Origin of the sequence: Janthinobacterium sp. SUN033 (genome assembly GCF_030397595.1) — a bacterium.
GTDB classification, from domain to species: Bacteria; Pseudomonadota; Gammaproteobacteria; order Burkholderiales; family Burkholderiaceae_D; genus Janthinobacterium; species Janthinobacterium kumbetense.
The window spans coordinates 86,828-101,127 of the sequence record NZ_JAPQNV010000008.1 but is presented as its reverse complement, the minus strand read 5'-3'; the positions used below and the strand labels follow the sequence as shown (position 1 = coordinate 101,127).

The 14,300-nt window shown below is 59.9% G+C and carries 12 protein-coding genes; 8 read left to right on the top strand and 4 right to left on the bottom strand.

From position 1 onward, the window contains the following. Positions 1 to 165: 165 nt before the first annotated feature. The gene (locus OX460_RS27185; protein ID WP_099666115.1) at positions 166 to 939 is read left to right on the top strand and encodes an L-asparaginase; all 774 of its coding nucleotides are present in this window, start codon (positions 166 to 168) and stop codon (positions 937 to 939) included. Here the strand turns inward: OX460_RS27185 and OX460_RS27180 are convergent. Continuing rightward, entirely contained in the window at positions 927 to 1,940 is a 1,014-nt protein-coding gene (locus tag OX460_RS27180) for a D-2-hydroxyacid dehydrogenase family protein (RefSeq protein WP_289900525.1), read from the bottom strand. The two genes, OX460_RS27185 and OX460_RS27180, sit on opposite strands and share 13 nt — an antisense overlap. 328 nt (positions 1,941 to 2,268) lie before the next feature. Here OX460_RS27180 and OX460_RS27175 point away from each other — a divergent pair, with 328 nt between their 5' ends. Next, a complete protein-coding gene (locus OX460_RS27175; RefSeq protein WP_251351699.1) occupies positions 2,269 to 4,140 on the top strand; it encodes a phosphoenolpyruvate carboxykinase (GTP) in 1,872 nt (623 codons plus the stop codon). A 185-nt stretch (positions 4,141 to 4,325) separates the two neighbouring features. On the opposite strand, the gene OX460_RS27170 is transcribed toward OX460_RS27175, so the two are convergent. Beyond that, a complete protein-coding gene (locus OX460_RS27170; RefSeq protein WP_289900524.1) occupies positions 4,326 to 5,507 on the bottom strand; it encodes a hypothetical protein in 1,182 nt (393 codons plus the stop codon). Between the two features lie 101 nt (positions 5,508 to 5,608). Further along, on the bottom strand, positions 5,609 to 8,458 hold the full coding sequence (gene uvrA, locus OX460_RS27165) for an excinuclease ABC subunit UvrA (RefSeq protein ID WP_289900523.1): 2,850 nt from the start codon (positions 8,456 to 8,458) through the stop codon (positions 5,609 to 5,611). A 382-nt stretch (positions 8,459 to 8,840) separates the two neighbouring features. Here uvrA and ssb point away from each other — a divergent pair, with 382 nt between their 5' ends. The 4 genes from ssb to OX460_RS27145 all read left to right on the top strand — a co-directional run bounded on the left by ssb (position 8,841) and on the right by OX460_RS27145 (position 12,646). After that, positions 8,841 to 9,350 (top strand): single-stranded DNA-binding protein, encoded by a 510-nt coding sequence (gene ssb / locus OX460_RS27160; RefSeq protein WP_034781209.1) that lies wholly within the window; start codon positions 8,841 to 8,843, stop codon positions 9,348 to 9,350. Positions 9,351 to 9,591: 241 nt separating this feature from the next. After that, positions 9,592 to 11,043, top strand: coding sequence for a UbiA family prenyltransferase (locus tag OX460_RS27155; protein WP_289900574.1), 1,452 nt, complete (start codon positions 9,592 to 9,594; stop codon positions 11,041 to 11,043). Continuing rightward, complete coding sequence (locus OX460_RS27150; RefSeq protein WP_077398178.1) at positions 11,040 to 11,405, top strand: hypothetical protein; 366 nt, start codon at positions 11,040 to 11,042, stop codon at positions 11,403 to 11,405. The genes OX460_RS27155 and OX460_RS27150 overlap by 4 nt, the downstream gene beginning before the upstream one ends. Further along, positions 11,405 to 12,646, top strand: coding sequence for a glycosyltransferase family 39 protein (locus tag OX460_RS27145; protein ID WP_289900522.1), 1,242 nt, complete (start codon positions 11,405 to 11,407; stop codon positions 12,644 to 12,646). Before OX460_RS27150 ends, OX460_RS27145 begins: the two co-directional genes overlap by 1 nt. A gap of 47 nt (positions 12,647 to 12,693) precedes the next feature. Here the strand turns inward: OX460_RS27145 and OX460_RS27140 are convergent, their stop codons facing one another. Continuing rightward, positions 12,694 to 13,110 carry a hypothetical protein gene (locus OX460_RS27140; protein WP_289900521.1) on the bottom strand — a complete coding sequence of 139 codons (417 nt, stop codon included), beginning with the start codon at positions 13,108 to 13,110 and terminating at the stop codon, positions 12,694 to 12,696. Between the two features lie 383 nt (positions 13,111 to 13,493). Between OX460_RS27140 and OX460_RS27135 the strand changes: the two genes are divergently transcribed. Beyond that, the gene (locus OX460_RS27135) at positions 13,494 to 13,757 is read left to right on the top strand and encodes a hypothetical protein (protein WP_289900520.1); all 264 of its coding nucleotides are present in this window, start codon (positions 13,494 to 13,496) and stop codon (positions 13,755 to 13,757) included. Positions 13,758 to 13,862: 105 nt separating this feature from the next. After that, positions 13,863 to 14,294 carry a hypothetical protein gene (locus tag OX460_RS27130; RefSeq protein WP_289900519.1) on the top strand — a complete coding sequence of 144 codons (432 nt, stop codon included), beginning with the start codon at positions 13,863 to 13,865 and terminating at the stop codon, positions 14,292 to 14,294. Positions 14,295 to 14,300 lie beyond the last annotated feature (6 nt).

Sequence of the window (14,300 nt, the reverse complement as noted above, 5' to 3'; positions counted from 1 at the left end):
ATGTCAGTGGAGAATGACGCGCATGATAGCGTGGATTGGCAGCGTTGCGTGAATGCCGCCGCAGATGGGGCAGCGTGCCTGCGCCCCGCTACCGCGCCGCATCTGGAAAATTTGGTCATCTGTGAGTACACTGGTTTCTTTGTTTGCCTGCCACCCCGACTCCGTATGAAAGCGCTCGCTCCCGGCACCGTCATTTTTCACCGCCACCGCGGTTACGGGGTGATCACGTCCGTCAATTTGCTGACGGGCTGGATCGCCGCCCGTTTCGGCAGCGAAGCGCGGACCCTGGACCTGAACCTGTCGACCGACGACGTGCAGTTTGCCGATGGCGAAGCGATCCTGTTTCGCCGCGCGCCGCCGGACCGCATGCCGCATGCGCGCCTGATGGCCATGGTGCGCGAACTGCACCAGGCCGGCTATCAGAAGCTGTATCTGTATTCCTGGCCCAAGCCGTCCGGCCTGCACTGGCGCTGGCATTTGTTTACGGGGCCGCGCGACTGGATGCAGCGGCCCTGGCGCGAAGGCTGGTACGGTTCGGGCGCCGATTACAACGTCAATCCCGTGATGGGCTGGGGCGATACGCCGGGCGCCACCACGGGCGAACTGATCGATGCCCTGGCCCGTTTCGACCCGCAGGGCCTGGCGCAAGCGCTGGGACGCGACGATGACCATAGCGACTGGTTTGGCCGCGTCTGCGATGCGTTATTGCCCCATTACATGTACAGCCTGGACATGCAGCGCACGCCAGGCGAACCCTTGCCCGACATGCCGCCCGTGCCGGTCGTCGCCGTGCGCGCCGGCGTGGCGCCGTACGCCGGACCGGACATCGCCTGGCCGCCCGGCTGGGCCGGCCTGTGGCGCGGCCGCCACGTGCTGCCCGCGCCCGCCATCCGCATCACGGGCGAGCCGGACCTGCTGAAGGGCTTTCAGCGTTCCTGAGGAGCTTGCCGCGCATGCGCCAGCGCCTCGGGATTGAGCAGGCGCGTGCATTGACCTTGCGCAAAATCAACGATGTTTTGCAAGGCGTAGCGGAAATACAGTTCATAGCTGTCACGCTCGACGTAGCCCAGGTGTGGCGTGGCCAGCACGTTCGGCAGCAGCAGCAATGGCGAGCCTGGCGGCAGCGGCTCGTCCGTAAATACGTCCAGCGCCGCGGCGCCCGGGCGACCCTGCGGCAGCGCCGCTTCCAGCGCGCCCTCCATCACCAGCTCGGCGCGGCTCGTGTTGACGAACAGGGACGTCGGCTTCATGCGCGCCAGGTCCTCGGCTGTTACCAGGCCGCGCGTCGCATCGGACAGGCGCAGGTGCAGGGTCAAGACGTCGGCCTGTTCAAAGAAGGCTTCCCGCGACGTGGCCGCCGTATCGCCGGCCGCCACGGCCGCCGCGCGGCTCGCTTCACTGCCCCACACGAGGATGGTCATGCCGAAGGCGCGGCCATAGCCGGCGATCAATTGCCCGATCTTGCCGTAGCCCCAGATCGCCAGGGTGCGCCCTTTCAATACCATGCCGAGCGTATTGCGCTGTGGCTCCAGCGACGATGTCTGCCACAGCCCTTCCTGTAAATGTTGCGCGTATGGCACGATCTTGCGCTGCGCCGCCATGATCAGCGCCCACGTCAGTTCGGCCGGCGCCGTGGGCGAGCCGATGCCTTCCGCGATGGCGATGCCCAGCTCGGTGGCGGCCGGCACGTCGATGTGCCCGCTGACCTTGCCTGTTTGCGAAATCAGTTTCAGGTTCGGCAATTTCGACAGCAAGGCGCGGTTGAAACTGCTGCGTTCGCGGATCAGCACCAGCGCGTCGTACGGCGCCAGGCGGATCGCCAGCTGGCCCAGGCCCCGCGCCGTGTTGCTGAAGACCTTGACCTCGTGGCCATCGAGCAACTGGAAGCAATCGAGGCCGCGCACGGCATCCTGGTAATCATCGAGTATGGCAATTTTCATGGTGGATGGCCGATTTTAGTGAGGATTTGGTAGGGAAATAACAGGATACGGGAAATGCTGAATAGCCTACTACATTAGTCAAGCTATTCTCCTACATTTTTGCGAGAATAGCCGTTACGCGGGTGTACAATCGCCGGCACTTTTGAAGCTTCCTGATTATAGTTATAGCGCAAACTGTTCCTGCAGCCTGGGTGCATGATCCAGGTAAACGACACCAGAGCCCTGCCCGCGTGAGCACACCGCCCGCAGTGAGCCGCAGCCACCTCTCAACGATGCTGCCTGTCTTGCCGGAATGACCAGAATTTCTTTTATTGGTATTGGAGGTAATATGAATCAGCCCGTCATGGGTGGCGTCGCCGCACTCAACGTCCCAGCTTATATTAAACAACAGAAACTGATCAACTGGGTGGCCGACATTGCTGCGCTGACCAAGCCAGAGCGTATTTACTGGTGCGATGGTTCGCAAGAAGAGTACGAGCGCTTGTGCGCTGAAATGGTTGCCAGCGGCACCATGAAAAAATTGAATGCGCAAAAGCGCCCGAATTCCTACCTGGCCTGCTCCGATCCGAGCGACGTGGCCCGCGTCGAAGACCGCACGTATATCTGCTCGGCAACGAAAGAAGCGGCCGGCCCGACGAATAACTGGACCGAGCCCGGCGAAATGCGCCATACCTTGAACGGCCTGTTCGATGGCTGCATGCGCGGCCGCACCATGTACGTCGTGCCCTTCTCGATGGGCCCGCTGGGTTCGCCGATCGCGCACATCGGCGTGGAACTGTCCGATTCGCCCTATGTCGCCGTCAACATGAAGATCATGACCCGCATGGGCCGTGCCGTGTACGACGTGCTGGGTACGGATGGCGAGTTCGTGCCGTGCGTACACAGCGTGGGCGCACCGCTGGCCGCCGGCCAGGCCGACGTGAAATGGCCGTGCAACAGCACCAAATACATCGTGCATTTCCCGGAAACGCGCGAAATCTGGTCCTTCGGTTCGGGTTACGGCGGCAACGCCTTGCTGGGCAAGAAATGTTTCGCCCTGCGCATCGCTTCGAACATGGGTTACCAGGAAGCGCAAGCATCGGACAGCAACCCGGGCTGGCTGGCCGAACACATGCTGATCCTCGGCGTGGAATCGCCGGAAGGCAAGAAACACTACGTGGCGGCAGCGTTCCCGTCCGCTTGCGGCAAGACCAACTTCGCCATGCTGATTCCGCCGGCAAGTTTTAACGGCTGGAAAGTGACGACCATCGGCGACGATATCGCCTGGATCAAGCCGGGTGCCGACGGCCGTTTGTACGCCATCAATCCGGAAGCCGGTTATTTTGGCGTGGCGCCGGGCACCAACGAAAAAACCAATTACAACTGCATGGCGTCCATGCGCGACAACACGATCTTCACCAACGTGGCGCTGACGGACGATGGCGACGTCTGGTGGGAAGGCTTGACGAAAGAAGCACCAAGCCACCTGATCGACTGGCAGGGCAAGGACTGGACGCCAGCGTCCGGCACCAAGGCGGCGCACCCGAACGCGCGCTTCACGGTTGCGGCAACGCAAAACCCTGTGATCGACGCAGCCTGGGACGATCCGGCCGGCGTGCCGATCTCGGCCTTCATCTTCGGCGGCCGCCGCTCGACCACCGTGCCGCTGGTCACCGAAGCGCGCAACTGGGTCGAGGGCGTCTACATGGCCGCCACCATGGGCTCGGAAACGACGGCCGCGGCCGTGGGCCAGATGGGCGTCGTGCGCCGCGATCCATTTGCCATGTTGCCGTTTATCGGCTATAACATGAGCGATTACTTCCAGCACTGGCTGGACATGGGCGTCAAGGTGGGCAAGGTCAACCCGGCTGCCCTGCCGAAGATCTATTGCGTCAACTGGTTCCGTACGGACGAGGCTGGCAAATTCGTCTGGCCTGGCTTTGGCGACAACATGCGCGTGCTCAAATGGATGCTGGAGCGTATCGAAGGCAAGGCGGGCGGCGTGGAAAACCTGTTCGGCACGACGCCGCAGTATGGCGACCTGAACTGGGATGGCTTGCCATTCACGCAAGAACAGTTCGACACCATCACCTCGATCGACAAGGCCGCGTGGGTGGAAGAATTGAAATTGCATACGGAGTTGTTTGAAAAACTCGCGTATCATCTGCCGCAGGAATTGGCAGGTCACAAGGCTGCGCTGGAAAAGCGGCTGGGTGCGTAAGTTAGCGTCAAGCGGCACCTGACAAGCTTGTCAGGTGTGAAGAGTTGTAGTGGGGGAGAAACACGCTGGCAAAGACTGGCGTGAGATAAATGACACGCCGGCAATGACTGGGGTGCTAGCAAAAAGAGAAACGGCGCGGATTGCATGAGCAATCCGCGCCGTTTTTTATGGCGCGTTCGAGGCGTCTAGCCTGTCTGGGCCGACACGAAATAAATCGGATAGACCTCGTCCATCATTGCTGGACATTCATCCGGCTTTGCCTTTGGAAATGTGACGGACAGGGGCGCTGTCTCATGCAAGCGGTCCTCCACTTCCAGCACGCCTGCGTAGGCCTTGACCTCGCGTGCGGCAGGCGCCTGGCAATCGCCGACCGCCAGTTCGCGGCCATTGCCATGAAAGCTGCTGCCATGGGCGATGTTGGTACACAGGGACGGCCAGTATTGGAATGAAAAAAAGCGTCCTGGCGGCGCGGTTTGCTGCCTGTCTTCCTGATGTAATTTGTGCCGCATGAAGTACATCACAAGCGACTCATACGCGTCGTAGGCTGGTGGCCAAGCCAGTTGCAAGGGCTGGCTGGCCAGCTTGGCGGTCCTGGAGCAAGTGCCACCCTGCGCCATCTGCAAACGCTCACGCCGCGGTGCGCCGTCTGTGCGAATGGAAAATTGGCCTGGGGCATTGATGCGCAAGGGCGTGGTGCCCATGCGCAGCACCGCTGTTAGCTTGCGCTCTGTAGAGCGATAGCTGATGTCGTACAGCTTGCCAGGCTTGAAGCCTTCGCGCGCCTCGATCCTGTATAAGCCATAGGAGGCATCGATTTCCTCGCTGACCTCACGCAAGCCCTGCTGCATGGCGAAGCGCTTGACGGCATCGCTCGGCCCCTCCGGTTCCGGTTTGTCCCAGCTCCGTTCCATGGCTTTCACTCTGCGGCATATCGGCATGGACGCGTTCTTCTCTTCGGCGCATTGCTGCATTTCCGGGTTGGCCAGATAGTAAATATAGGGCTGTACGCCCACCTGTTTTTCCACGCGCAATCGTACCGCCACCGGTGTCAGCTTGCGCCCCGTACCGCGCTCGATAATACGAAACCGCTTGGTGGAAAGGGGGACTGGCGGGCCGACAAGGATATGGCCATCCTGATCCCTGAGCAGGAAATCGGGAGATTGATTTGGAAGAAACAGGATGCCGCGTGCATTGGCAGGCACCGTGACCACGGCCGGCTTGCCGGATGCGGCCGGTGCCGCATGGAGGAACTCGCCGGATATCCCCTGCATGCAGGAACACGCCACCGCCACGCTGGACGACAGCAACCATGACGTGGTTACGCAATGGCGAACCCAGCTGGATAAACGTGAAGGGAAGTGCGGCATGTTTTCTCTGAAAGCCGGTGCTGTGACCAGAGAAAATAGTTTCCCATAGAAAAATCCCCCGGGCAAGATCATTGGCCGGGGGATCGAGCGGGAGGCGCGGCTTATTGCTTGAGCAGCGGCCCCAGGTATTTACCCGTCACGCTGGCCGGATTCAGGGACACGTCTTCCGGCGTGCCCGTGGCGATGATCTGGCCGCCGCCGGCGCCCCCTTCGGGACCCAGGTCGACGATCCAGTCGGCCGTCTTGATGACGTCCAGGTTGTGCTCGATGATGACGAGGGTGTTGCCCTGGTCGCGCAGGCGGTGGATGACTTTCAGCAGCAAGTCGATGTCGTGGAAGTGCAAGCCCGTCGTCGGTTCATCGAGGATGTACAAGGTACGGCCCGTGTCGCGCTTGGACAATTCCAGCGACAGTTTCACGCGTTGCGCCTCGCCGCCGGACAGGGTGGTGGCGCTTTGCCCCAGCTTGATGTAGCCCAGGCCCACGTCGAGCAGGGTTTGCAGCTTGCGCGCGATCAAGGGGACCGGCTTGAAGAATTCATGCGCCTCTTCCACCGTCATGCCCAGCACTTCCGTGATGTTCTTGCCCTTGTATTGCACTTCCAGCGTTTCGCGGTTGTAGCGCTTGCCGTGGCACACGTCGCATGGCACGTAGACGTCGGGCAAGAAATGCATCTCGACCTTGATCACGCCATCGCCCTGGCACGCTTCGCAACGTCCGCCCTTCACGTTGAACGAGAAGCGGCCCGCGCTGTAACCGCGTTCCTTGGCCGTCGGCACGGTGGAGAACAGGTCGCGGATCGGCGTAAACAAGCCCGTGTAGGTGGCGGGATTCGAGCGCGGCGTACGGCCGATCGGCGCCTGGTCGACGGAAATGACCTTGTCGAAGTGTTCCAGTCCGCTGATCGAGTCGTGCGGCGCCGGTTCCGTCTGCGAACCATACAAATGGCGCGACAGGGCAGGATACAAGGTATCGTTGACGAGCGACGACTTGCCCGAGCCGGACACGCCCGTGACGCACGTCATCAAGCCCACCGGCAAGCTCAGCGACACTTTCTTCAGGTTGTTGCCCGTCGCGCCAGTAATGAGCAACTGCTTTTCCGGATTGCTGGCGTGGCGCTTGGCCGGCACGGCGATTTTCAGCTTGCCGTTCAGGTACTGCGCCGTCAGCGATTTCTTGTTCTTCAGAATCTCGGGCAAGGTGCCTTCGGCGATGATTTCGCCGCCGTGCACGCCCGCGCCGATGCCCATGTCGACGATATAGTCGGCCGTGCGGATGGCGTCTTCGTCATGCTCGACCACCAGCACGCTGTTGCCGATGTCGCGCAAGTGTTTCAAGGTTTCGATCAAGCGGTCATTATCGCGCTGATGCAAGCCGATCGACGGTTCATCGAGCACATACATGACGCCCGTCAAACCGGAGCCGATCTGCGACGCCAGGCGGATGCGTTGTGCTTCGCCGCCGGACAGCGTGTCGGCGCTGCGGTCCAGCGACAGGTAATCGAGGCCCACATTGTTGAGGAATTTCAGGCGCGAAATGATTTCCTTGACCACGCGGTCGGCGATCTCTTTCTTGGCGCCCGTCAGTTTCAGCTTTTCAAAGAATTCCAGCGTCTCGCGCAGCGGTTTTTCCGCCACTTCATAGATGGCCCGCTGCTGCTTGCCCGTGCCGACCTTGACGAAGCGCGCTTCCACGCGCAGGCGCGCGCCATCGCATGAGGGGCAGCATTTTTCATTGATGAACTTGGCCAGCTCTTCCTTGACGGCCATCGAGTCCGTTTCCCGGTAGCGGCGCTGCAGATTGTTGACCACGCCTTCGAACGTGTGTTCCTTGATGACGGTGCGGCCCCGTTCGTTGACATAGGTAAACGGAATCACTTGCTTGCCGGAACCGTACAACACGGCTTGCTGGGCATTCAGTGCCAGCTGTTCGAACGGCATGTCCAGGTCGAACTCGTAATATGCGGCCAGGTTCGACAGCATCTGGAAGTAAAACTGGTTGCGGCGGTCCCAGCCCTTGACGGCGCCCGAGGCGAGCGACAGGTTCGGGAACGCGACGATGCGTTTCGGGTCAAAGAATTCAATATGTCCCAGGCCGTCGCATTCGGGGCAGGCGCCCATGGGGTTGTTGAACGAGAACAGCCGCGGTTCCAGTTCCTGCAGGGAATAGCCACACACATTGCAGGCGAACTTGTTGGAGTACACATGTTCCTGGGCCGTATCCATTTCGTAGGCAATGGCGCGGCCGTCGGCCAGGCGCAGGGCCGTTTCGAAACTTTCTGCCAGGCGTTGCTTGATCTCCTGGTTCACCTTGACGCGGTCGATGACGACGTCGATCGTGTGTTTTTCCGTTTTCTTTAATTTCGGGAGGTCATCGACTTCATAGATCTTGGCCGCGTGCGTGCCGCTTTGCACGCGAAAACGCACGAAGCCCTGCGCCTGCATCTGCTCGAACAGGTCCACGTGTTCGCCCTTGCGGTTGGCGACGACGGGCGCCAGGATCATCAGCTTGGTGTCTTCCGGCATGGCCAGTACGGCGTCGACCATTTGCGAGACGGACTGGGCGGCCAGCGCGTTTTCCGGGTGGTCGGGGCAGTAGGGCGTGCCGACGCGCGCATACAGCAGGCGCAAATAATCGTGGATTTCCGTCACGGTTCCCACCGTCGAGCGCGGGTTGTGCGACGTTGCCTTCTGTTCGATGGAGATGGCGGGAGATAATCCCTCGATCAGGTCGACGTCCGGTTTTTCCATCAGCTGCAGGAACTGGCGCGCATACGCCGACAGCGACTCGACATAGCGGCGCTGGCCTTCTGCGTACAGGGTGTCGAAGGCCAGCGAAGACTTGCCGGAGCCGGACAAGCCGGTAATCACGATCAGCTTATTGCGCGGCAAATCGAGATTGATATTCTTGAGGTTATGCGTGCGAGCGCCGCGAATGCGGATCTGTTCCATGTGATTGCCTTGCTTTCAGTGAGTGGTGCGGCCGGCGCATTGTGCCTGGGTGCAGATGAGGAGCCACAACGGGTCAACCTGTTACTATAGCCGGGTTTTGCTCTGCATGCCTGAGGCAGCCACGGGCGGATTGCGCCGCCAGGCGAACGTGCCCTGACAAAGTTTGATACAGATGCGTGCAGACAGTTTAAACACTGTATATAATACCAGTATTCAAGTTTCTTGTTTTCACCTGCCGTGAAAAAAACGTGCTGCCGCACGGGAGAGGGCGTCCGCCAGAAAGCGGGTGCTTTGCGCCGCGTGGTCGCTTATAATCCTCGTTTAGTACACTAAACTAACGCGCGGGACACCGGCTCCCGCTGCAGTTCATCAGGAGTTATTCATGGCATCAGTCAACAAAGTCATCATCGTCGGCAATCTGGGCCGTGACCCGGAAATCCGCTACATGCCTAGCGGCGACGCGATCGCCAACATCGCCGTGGCCACTTCGTACAAATCGAAGGACCGCAACACGGGCGAACAAAAAGAATTGACAGAGTGGCACCGTATCTCGTTCTTCGGCCGCCTGGCGGAAATCGTCGGCCAGTACCTGAAAAAAGGTTCGTCCGTCTACGTGGAAGGCCGCCTGCAAACCCGTAAATACACGGACAAGGACGGCGTCGAGAAGTACGCAACCGACATCATCGCGGAACAGATGCAAATGCTGGGCGGCCGTTCCGGCATGGGCGGCGACGCCGGCGGTGGCGATGACAGCTACGGCGGTGGCGGCGGCTACGAAGCCCCGGCCCCACGCCAGGCACCGGCCCCGCGTCCGGCACCAGCCCCGGCGCCACGTCCGGCACCGAAGCCGGCGCCGAACTTCTCGGACATGGATGACGATATTCCGTTCTAAGACGCACTACGGCTCATTGCTGCATAACGCCTCGCAAATCCTGGATTTGCGAGGCGTTTTTATTTGTTGTTGCGGGTTTCTTTTTTTTGCAGGTCTCTTTCAGGTGCTACGGGCGTTCAGCTCAAGCAGATAACCGCTCTCTTCCTTGATATATGTTGGTCATCGCCATCGTGGCTCCCCCTATAATTTAATCACTGCTTTCAGCACTCCATCTGCCATGCCACACCAGAATCGGGAGAAAATGGTGGCTATTTCGACCAAAGCGCCCCTGGTTGTCGATCTTGACGGCACGCTGACGCCAACCGATACCCTGCTGGAATCCGTCATCCAAGTGGTGAAGCACTCCCCGCTCAATGTGCTCCGCATGCCGTTCTGGCTCATGCGAGGGCGGGCGGGCTTCAAGGAGACCATTGCGGCGCGTGCCGGCATCTCGGGCGAACACCTCCCTTACCGCGCGTGCCTGCTGGATTACCTGCGCGAGGAAAAGCGCAAGGGCCGCATTATTGTCCTGGCGACGGCGGCCCACCATTCGATCGCCCGCAACGTGGCCGGGCACCTGGGCCTGTTCGACAAGGTGCTGGCGACGCAGGCCGGTCGCAACCTCAAGGGCAAGGCCAAGCTGCAAGCCATCCGGGAGCAGGTCGGGCCATGCTTTGTGTATGCCGGCGACAGCAAGGCAGATATTCCCATCTGGCAAGCCGCCGAGGCGGCGGTGCTGGTGGATGTCGCCTGGAATACGACCCAAGCCGTGCGGCGGCACGTTCCGATCGAACGCGAGTTTCCGGGAGCGAGCGGCGGGCTTGGCGTGTGGCTCAAAGCCCTGCGTGTCCACCAGTGGTTAAAGAATCTGCTGCTGTTCGTGCCCCTGCTGACGGCATTTTCCTTCCTCGACCTGGGCAAGATGAGCACCATGGGCGTGGCCTTCCTGGCATTCTCCTTGGCGGCTTCCGCCACCTACATGGTCAACGACCTGTGGGACCTGGAAAGCGACAGGGCGCACCCCCGCAAGCGGCTTCGCCCTTTTGCCAGCGGCCGCCTGCCGATTCTGAAGGGCCTGGTCGTGGCTGCGGGGGCCTTGCTCCTGGCCCTCGTTCTGGCCTGGTCCGTGTCGAATGCCTTCCTCCTGATGCTCCTGCTTTACCTGGTGCTGACCAGCGCGTATAGCTGGGTGCTCAAGGAATACGTGCTGATCGACGTGCTCATGCTGTCCTTGCTGTATACCTTGCGCATCCTGGCCGGTTCCGTTGCCATTGGCACTGCCACGAGTTCCTGGTTGCTGGCTTTCTCGGTCTTCATGTTCCTCAGCCTCGCCCTCGTGAAGCGCTGTGCGGAGCTGGTCACCCTGGAAGGAAATGGCAAGGCAGCCACGCGTGGACGCGATTACCAGGTGAGCGACCTGGCCGTGTTGTGGCCTCTGGGGGGCGGGGCGGCACTCTCCGCCGTGGTGGTGTTCGGGCTGTTCATCAGTGCACCGGAAACGCAGGTGCGCTACGGCACCCCGCAGATGCTGTGGCTGGTCGCCCTGGGATTGATTTACTGGCTTGCGCGCCTGTGGGTGAAAACTTCCCGAGGTGAAATGCACGATGACCCGGTGATTTACGCCCTCAAGGACCACGGCAGCCGCATGACCGTCTGCGCCATGGTGGCCGTCATGCTGGGGGCGCATTTTCTGGTGTTGGGTACTTACCCATGAACACGTTCTGCATTGCCATCCTGAGCATCGCGCTATCCGTCATGGCGCAGTTCTCATTGAAGACCGGCATGTCCGGTGACGGGGTGCAGGCGATGATGGCGCAGCCCAAGTCATTCATGACCCTCATGCATATCCTCACGGACAAGTATGTGCTGGGGGGATTCCTCCTGTACGGCCTGGGGGCGGTGGCCTGGCTAGGCGTACTGTCGCAATGGGAAGTGAGCAAGGCTTATCCCCTGGCAGGCCTGGGATTCGTGCTCACCCTGCCAATCGCCTGCCTGCTGGGCGAGCAGGTCAGCCTGCCCCGTGTGATGGGCGTTGCGCTGATTTGTGCGGGGGTGTTTTTGGTGGGGAGGAGTTGATGAAGGACAAGCATGATGCCCAACAACAGCGAGATTGGCTGTGGCTGGCAATCATCGCCGGCATCGGCCTTGCCCTGAGGGCGGCGGCGATTGCGGGCTTCCAGCATGTGCCGGAAGGCGATGAACTTGCCTACCGGAGCATGGCGCTTAACTTGCTTGGCGGGAATGGCATCGTCGACAGCATGGGCAACCGCGCGATGTATAACGTGGGCTATCCCCTGTTGATACTCGCGCCTGTCTTTTTTCTCTTTGGCGACGATCTGCTGGCGGTTCGCCTGGTGAACATGTGCCTGGGCGGCGCGGCAATCGTGCTGTGCTACCTGGTGGCCAAAGAGGCTGGCGCAGGCCGGTCGGGGCGTCTCATCGCCGCGGCTGCCTGGGCGCTCTATCTGCCAGGCGGCATCTACGGGATCTACCTGGCGAAGGAAAACCTGATGATTCCCCTGATGCTGGGTGTCATGTGGTGTGCGCTGAGACTGGCACGCCAGCCCTCGAAGAGCGTGGCGGCCGGGTGCGGAGTACTCTTCGGTCTGTTGGCACTGACGGGCAATGCCGCCTTGTCACTGCTTGCAGTCCTTGCATGGGCGTTGCTGCTGTCTCCCGCATCGACGGTTCGGCGGGCAAGCCTGGCCATGCTCGCGCTGTCCGTGGCGCTGGTGATTTCCAGCCCATGGCTGTTCCGGAACATGCAAGTGATAGGCGCCCCTGTCTTGAACACCAATGGCGGCTTCAATCTGTATTTGGGTAACAACCCGGCAGCGACAGGCATGTTCATTTCCATCTCGGAAACACCACGCGGCTCCACCTGGGATGCCCTTCGGAAAACGGGGGAAGTCCAGGCTTCCGAGACCTTGAAACAAGAGGCCATTTCTTGGTTGAAGGCCCACCCGGCAGCGTTCCTGGCATTGGCGGTGAAAAAAGCGGCATACTTCTGGACGCCTCCCCTGCATGCGGGAAAAGGCAACCAGTCGCCGGCAGAAAAGCTTGTGCGTCTGCTGTGGGCGATACAGTTCCTGCTCCTGATTGCCGGTGCTATCGGGACTGTGCTGATGCCCAGGCTCAGGAATCGGCAGGTCGCCCTGCTCTGGCTGGCGCTTGCGTGCTACACGGGCGTTCACATGCTGTTTTACGTGATCTTCCGATACCGTGAGCCCATGATGCCGGTCCTGGCCGTGATGACGGGCCTGGTGCTGGAATCGCTCGTGGCCGCCCGACGCCAGGCCGCGCATCCGGCCAGATAAGACAGGGGCGGCGCTCCCGCCTCTTGCGCTGTCATGGCCGCGGAGACTCAATTGCGCAGCCGCATCTCCAGGCTGTAGCTGGCCACGGCATTCCTGCGCGCCGCGTTGCGCATCAAATACACTTGCACCGTGTACTCGCCATCGGCCGGCAGTGTTGCCTCATAACTGTTGCCGCCGCTCGAGCCGATGAACAGGGCATCCTCCTGCCCGGCTTGACGGAGGTTGAAATAATTCGACGGTTGATTGGTCTTGAGCTTGACGCCGAGAGTCTGGCCCGCCTTGCCTGCCAGCGTGTATTCGGCCGTGGCATAGCCCTTGATCTTGCCTTTCACGCTGAGCGCAGCCTTGCCTGCCGTCAGTTCTACTGTTTCCTTGTGGATGGCATCGGCGCTCCAGGCGGGCGTCGTGAAAACGAGGGCCGCCAGCAGCAGGCTGGCGCGGATGGGCAGGTGACGATGCGGCATAGGCAATTCCCCTTGAAGGTGGTGCCGGCGCACTCGCCGACGATACCGTCCATCTTACGCCAGGCTTTGCCTGTACCGCAGCGCCATCCGCATTTCCATCGCATGGTGCGGATTGCGCTTCTCTTCAAACCCCGGTTTGAATAAGACGAAATACAAATATTCTTATGATATTTTCGCATAAGGAAAATAATCGCTTTGCCATTGTTTATTTCGCCAATAAAGTTATTTGGGCGATTGTTTGTGCGATGGTATATTGTTTGCAATGTTTCTTTGAATAAATTTTATCGGAGGGATGCAGTGCATGTAATTCACGCATGCGATGAATACGAATCTGATGGAAGACATGCTATTTACCGATATCGTGTTTTCTGCAGACGTGGCGCATGGACATTTTCCATGCTGATGTAATTACTGGAGTAAGAATGCAAGTTTTATCGGAAATGGAAATTCAAGACATCTCGGGCGGTCGTGCATTTTGTTCGGATAGCATGTCGTCGAGCGAATATACCGCCACGGCAGGTTTCTGGGGCGGTGTCGGCACTGTCGGTGCGGGCGTGGCTACCGTGCCAGGCGGCCAGGCGCTCGGTGGCGGCATCTTGATTGGCGCCGGCGTGATGTATGCCTATAATTCCTATTGTTCGGCATAAGCGGACAGATAATGGCGGGTTGAACATGCCCGCTTGATATATACCGCTGCTCGTAACGTGGCCGCAATATGCTGTGCGTATATTGTGGCTATTGGTGCGAAGATAATGTCACTGGCTCAATTGAAGAAAAATCTTGCAATGCATATAGCTGTCGATTCATCAGGTTCGCAATGGCTGGTTCTGGAGCGCATATTCGGCAAGGAAAAGGGATGGCTGCTTGCATCGCTGGCGAATTTTCAAAAAAGAAAATATCTATTTCTCTTGTGCGATGTGCTGGCATTGATTTCCATCCTGATCGGACTGGCGTGGACTTTGTATCCAGGACGTATTTTTCTGCAATCTTTTCCAGTCAGCATAGTGTTATTGCTACTGGCCGGAAAAGGGCTGCGTTTTAAAACGGCCGCCGTGCCGCCCGTGGCCGGCCGGGAACGACTGGATATCTTTTTAAAGATCCATCTGGGGCTATTGCTCCTTGCCATGGTGTTCTGTGTGGTACAGGTGGGCTGTGCGCTGCGCCAGATCTTTTTTCTGGCCTGAAAAAGT

Excerpts from the sequence above, each read along its gene's own strand:
- OX460_RS27185 (WP_099666115.1), top strand. The coding sequence starts at position 166 with ATGAAAGCGCTCGCTCCCGGCACCGTCATTTTTCACCGCCACCGCGGT.
- OX460_RS27180 (WP_289900525.1), bottom strand. The coding sequence starts at position 1,940 with ATGAAAATTGCCATACTCGATGATTACCAGGATGCCGTGCGCGGCCTC.
- OX460_RS27175 (WP_251351699.1), top strand. The coding sequence starts at position 2,269 with ATGAATCAGCCCGTCATGGGTGGCGTCGCCGCACTCAACGTCCCAGCT.
- OX460_RS27170 (WP_289900524.1), bottom strand. The coding sequence starts at position 5,507 with ATGCCGCACTTCCCTTCACGTTTATCCAGCTGGGTTCGCCATTGCGTA.
- uvrA (WP_289900523.1), bottom strand. The coding sequence starts at position 8,458 with ATGGAACAGATCCGCATTCGCGGCGCTCGCACGCATAACCTCAAGAAT.
- ssb (WP_034781209.1), top strand. The coding sequence starts at position 8,841 with ATGGCATCAGTCAACAAAGTCATCATCGTCGGCAATCTGGGCCGTGAC.
- OX460_RS27155 (WP_289900574.1), top strand. The coding sequence starts at position 9,592 with ATGGTGGCTATTTCGACCAAAGCGCCCCTGGTTGTCGATCTTGACGGC.
- OX460_RS27150 (WP_077398178.1), top strand. The coding sequence starts at position 11,040 with ATGAACACGTTCTGCATTGCCATCCTGAGCATCGCGCTATCCGTCATG.
- OX460_RS27145 (WP_289900522.1), top strand. The coding sequence starts at position 11,405 with ATGAAGGACAAGCATGATGCCCAACAACAGCGAGATTGGCTGTGGCTG.
- OX460_RS27140 (WP_289900521.1), bottom strand. The coding sequence starts at position 13,110 with ATGCCGCATCGTCACCTGCCCATCCGCGCCAGCCTGCTGCTGGCGGCC.
- OX460_RS27135 (WP_289900520.1), top strand. The coding sequence starts at position 13,494 with ATGGACATTTTCCATGCTGATGTAATTACTGGAGTAAGAATGCAAGTT.
- OX460_RS27130 (WP_289900519.1), top strand. The coding sequence starts at position 13,863 with ATGTCACTGGCTCAATTGAAGAAAAATCTTGCAATGCATATAGCTGTC.